The organism is Sulfuricella sp. (assembly GCF_035531155.1).
Taxonomy (GTDB): Bacteria; Pseudomonadota; Gammaproteobacteria; order Burkholderiales; family Sulfuricellaceae; genus Sulfuricella.
Genome location: NZ_DATKTK010000060.1, coordinates 1 through 3603 on the forward strand (window position 1 = coordinate 1; position 3603 = coordinate 3603).

4 protein-coding genes are annotated in these 3603 nt (G+C 58.0%); all 4 read left to right on the plus strand.

The features are described from left to right. A partial coding sequence (locus tag VMV64_RS14770; RefSeq protein WP_325331694.1) for an ABC transporter substrate-binding protein occupies positions 1 to 348 on the plus strand: 348 nt, incomplete at its 5' end. 96 nt (positions 349 to 444) lie between these two features. After that, complete coding sequence (locus tag VMV64_RS14775; protein ID WP_325331696.1) at positions 445 to 1320, plus strand: branched-chain amino acid ABC transporter permease; 876 nt, start codon at positions 445 to 447, stop codon at positions 1318 to 1320. 17 nt (positions 1321 to 1337) lie between these two features. Next, the gene (locus VMV64_RS14780; RefSeq protein WP_325331698.1) at positions 1338 to 3206 is read left to right on the plus strand and encodes a branched-chain amino acid ABC transporter ATP-binding protein/permease; all 1869 of its coding nucleotides are present in this window, start codon (positions 1338 to 1340) and stop codon (positions 3204 to 3206) included. Then, positions 3203 to 3603, plus strand: a 401-nt coding sequence (locus VMV64_RS14785; protein WP_325331700.1) for an ABC transporter ATP-binding protein, incomplete at its 3' end; no start/stop codon positions are given. The genes VMV64_RS14780 and VMV64_RS14785, both read left to right, overlap by 4 nt.

The window sequence follows — 3603 nt, forward strand, 5'->3', positions numbered from 1 at the left end:
GTCGAGGCCTTCGACAAGAAGTACGGTTACAAACCGCAATGGGGAGCCGAAAATGCCTACATGGAATTCGCCCTGTGGGCTGAGGCCGTAGAGAACGCCGGCACCTTCTATCCGCCTGACGTGATCAAGTCCTATGAGGCAGGCCGCAAGATTAATTCGCTCGTCGGCGAAGTGTCCTGGCGTGCGGCAGATCACCAGTTGATCCGACCGGTGTTCATCGTCAAGGGCAAGAAGGCCTCGGAGATGAAGAACAAGGAAGATTACTGGGAAGTCCTGGAAACCGTCCCCGGACTTCCGCTGATGCAGAAGCCCGACGAATTCGGTTGCAATCTCGGTTCATACACCTAAGCTGTAGCAACACGAACTGGCATCGCGGACGGCAATGGCCGCCTGCGATGCCAATTGTGCGACTGCCTGGGCGCGCATAACTAAAAAACAATTACGATGCTTAACTGGACTTTATTTTTCTCGCAACTTTTCAACGGCCTGGTGCTAGGCGCATTGCTCGCACTTATCAGCTCCGGCCTCACGATTATATATGGCACGCTAGGCGTCCTGAACCTGGCGCATGGCGCGATGTTCATGCTCGGCGGTTATGCCGGCTACGTCGCATATCATGCTTCCGGCTCTTTCATGCTCGCAGTGATCACCGCGACGCTGTTCATGCTGGTGTTTGGCGTGCTCCTGGAACGGCTCATCATCCGCCATTTTTATGACCGCCCGGACGAGGACCAGCTGTTGGTCACATTCGGCCTCGGCATCTGCATCGTTGAAACCGTGCGCTACTTCTTTTCGAGCATGACCAAAACCGTTTCTCCCCCTTCCCTGTTTTCCGGCATCACCTCTCTTGGCGGCGTGATGTTCCCGACTTATCGCCTGGCCCTCATCGGCATTGTGGCGGTTGCGCTGCTTGCGTTGTATTTGATCCTCTACCGGACCCGGCTCGGCCTGATTGTGCGCGCGGGAATCGAAGATTCCGTGATGGTGGACTCCCTCGGCATTAATGTGTATCGCGTATTCATGGTTGTGTTCGGTATCGGCTCGATGGCCGCCGGATTTGCCGGCATTGTAAATGCGCCGGTGGTCTCGCTCACGCCCGGCATGGGCGAGACGATCCTGGTGCAGACCTTTGTTGTGGTGGTAATTGGCGGGGTCGGATCGTTTCCCGGCGCAGTGCTCGGCGGCTTGATCGCAGGGGAAATAATCAGCATGACTTCGATGATCGATCCCGCCTACTCATACATCATGTTGTTCGCGGCCATGACGCTGGTATTGGTGTTTAGACCGCATGGCCTGCTCGGCAAGAAAGGTCGCGAATGAATTTGGGGAAATTTTTCATGCAACGCCGCTATTTGATTGAGATTCTGACGGCGATCTGCCTGATTGCAGCACCTTTTGTTCTGCCTCATTTCAATGCCGCGCCCAACACCGTCAACCGAATTCTGGTCTGGGGCCTGTTCGGCATCGGTTTCGACATACTGTTTGGCTATACCGGCTTGCTGTCATTCGGTCAGTCGGCCTTTTACGGAACCGGCGGATTCGTCGCCGCCTACCTGCTCACCCAGGCGGGCTTCCCCTACGTCGTGTTGGCACTGATCATCGGCATGGTGGCCGCCGCCGTTGTCGGCTACCTGATCGGACTGCTCGCATTGCGCAGCACCGGCATCTACTTCGCCATGATCACGGTTGCCATCGCGGAGATATTTTTCTTCGTCGAGTTCAATCCCCTGTCGGCTTGGACTGGCGGCGAGAATGGGTTGCCCGGTGTGCCGTCGCCGACCCTCAACCTCGGCTTCAAAGTCATCCATTTCAGCTTCGGTTGGTCGCTCTATCCATTTCTTGCCTTCATCTACTTCATCGGCATCGTGATCGCGCTGCGCATCGTGCGCTCACCGGTCGGTGCCATTCTTACTGCCATACGTGAAAACCCGCTGCGCGCGGCCGCCGTCGGCCATAATGTTCAGGGCTACAAACTTACCGCGTTTGTTGTTGCCGCTGCCTACGCCGGGCTGGCTGGCGGTCTGCTTGGCGTAATGCAGGCCTTCATGCCGCCGGACGCATTCATGTTCGACACATCCGGACAACTCGTGATGCAGACCGCCATCGGCGGCCGCGCTACACTGTTCGGTCCGCTGGTTGGCGCGGCAGTGTGGTTGTTTCTGCAAGACTTCCTGCAATCGACACTGGGGCTGGGCGCGACGTGGAAGCTGGTGCTGGGTGTGGTGTTCGTGCTGCTGGTGGTTTTCCTGCGCCAGGGCATCATCGGTGGGATCAAGGACCTTTTTGAATTTGTCATGAGCAGGGTAGCGGGACAGGCCAAACTACCCACAGCAAACAGCGGCGTGGCCACCGAAAGCCAACAAACGACAGCGGCAACCAATGCCCCCCATAAATCCATCCCGATGCGGCCGCACCATCCTGTGCCCGACAACTTTAGCGGGCCGATCCTGCAGGTTACCGGCCTTACCAAACATTACGGCGGCGTGCTCGCCAACACGGACATTGATTTCTCGGTGAACCAGGGCGAGTTGCGCGGCATCATCGGCCCGAACGGCGCCGGCAAGTCGACCTTTTTCAAGATGCTGACCTGCGAAGTGACGCCCTCTTCGGGCAAGATATTGTTCGAAGGCCGGGACATTACCGGCATGGGTGTCACCGAGGTCTGTCAACTCGGCTTGACCAAGAGCTACCAGGTCAACCAGCTGTTCAACAGCTTGACGGTGCGCCAGAATCTGGTCGTCTCTGCGCTGGCCGAATTGCGCGGCAAATTCAGGCTGGACATGCTGTCCAGCTTGTCGAATGTTCCCGGACTGGACGAGCATGTTCAACATACCCTTGAACTGGTCAATCTTACCGGGCGCGCCGACACCGCAGTATCGGAACTCGCCTATGGCGAGAAGCGCCGCCTGGAAGTGGGACTTGCCCTCGCCTCCTCACCCTCGCTGTTGCTGCTTGACGAGCCGCTCGCGGGCATGAGCCCGCAGGAACGTGGCGAAACGGTCAAGCTGCTCAAGTCGATCAGCCAGGGCCGCACCATGATCATCATCGATCACGACATGGACGCGCTGTTCGAACTGGCCGAGCGCATTACGGTACTGCAGGAAGGGCGTGTGCTGGTCGAAGGCACCCCCGATGAAATCAAGGGTAACGCCAAGGTACAGGAAGCATATCTTGGCGGGGTCGTGCACGAGGAGATCAAACCATGAGCCTGCTGGAAGTCGCAGGGCTGCACAGTTATTACGGTGACTCCCACATTCTTTTCGATGTCTCGCTACGCGTGGAAAAGAACGAAGTGGTCGCACTGCTCGGACGCAATGGGGCCGGCAAGAGCACAACCCTGAAAAGTCTGATGGGCGTGGTGACACCGCGCGCGGGTTCGATAAAACTCGAAGGCGTCGAGCTGGTCGGCAAGAAAAGCCACACCATCGCGCAAGCGGGCATGCAGCTTGTGCACGAAGACCGCCGCATTTTCGGCAGCCTCAATGTCGAGGAAAATCTGACGCTCGCCGCACTCACGGCGCCGAACAAATGGCCGCTCGACCGCATCTACGAAATGTTCCCGCGGCTGAAGCAGCGGCGCGGCAGCAGCGGCACCGACTTGTC

Excerpts from the sequence above, each read along its gene's own strand:
- VMV64_RS14775 (WP_325331696.1), top strand. The coding sequence starts at position 445 with ATGCTTAACTGGACTTTATTTTTCTCGCAACTTTTCAACGGCCTGGTG.
- VMV64_RS14780 (WP_325331698.1), top strand. The coding sequence starts at position 1,338 with ATGCAACGCCGCTATTTGATTGAGATTCTGACGGCGATCTGCCTGATT.